The organism is Lysinibacillus antri, assembly GCF_003977595.1.
GTDB classification, from domain to species: domain Bacteria; phylum Bacillota; class Bacilli; order Bacillales_A; family Planococcaceae; genus Ureibacillus; species Ureibacillus antri.
Window position 1 is genome coordinate 1 of sequence record NZ_RYYR01000090.1, and the last position, 519, is coordinate 519.

Genomic DNA, 519 nt, shown 5'->3' on the forward strand with positions numbered 1-519 from the left:
AGTGATGCGTCCACTCCGGTCCTCTCGTACTAGGAGCAGCCCCCCTCAATTCTCCAGCGCCCACGGCAGATAGGGACCGAACTGTCTCACGACGTTCTAAACCCAGCTCGCGTACCACTTTAAATGGCGAACAGCCATACCCTTGGGACCTACTTCAGCCCCAGGATGTGATGAGCCGACATCGAGGTGCCAAACACCGCCGTCGATATGAACTCTTGGGCGGTATCAGCCTGTTATCCCCGGAGTACCTTTTATCCGTTGAGCGATGGCCCTTCCATTCAGAACCACCGGATCACTATGACCTGCTTTCGCACCTGCTCGCGCCGTCACGCTCGCAGTCAAGCTGGCTTATGCCATTGCACTAACCTCCTGATGTCCGACCAGGATTAGCCAACCTTCGTGCTCCTCCGTTACTCTTTAGGAGGAGACCGCCCCAGTCAAACTACCCACCAGACACTGTCCGCAACCCCGGTAAGGGGCCCACGTTAGAACATCAAACATTAAAGGGTGGTATTTCAA

General features: G+C 55.5%; 1 rRNA gene. It reads right to left on the reverse strand.

Annotation, left to right across the window (positions count from 1 at the left end):
* A 23S ribosomal RNA gene (locus tag EK386_RS20795) occupies nt 1-519 on the reverse strand; the annotation flags it as partial.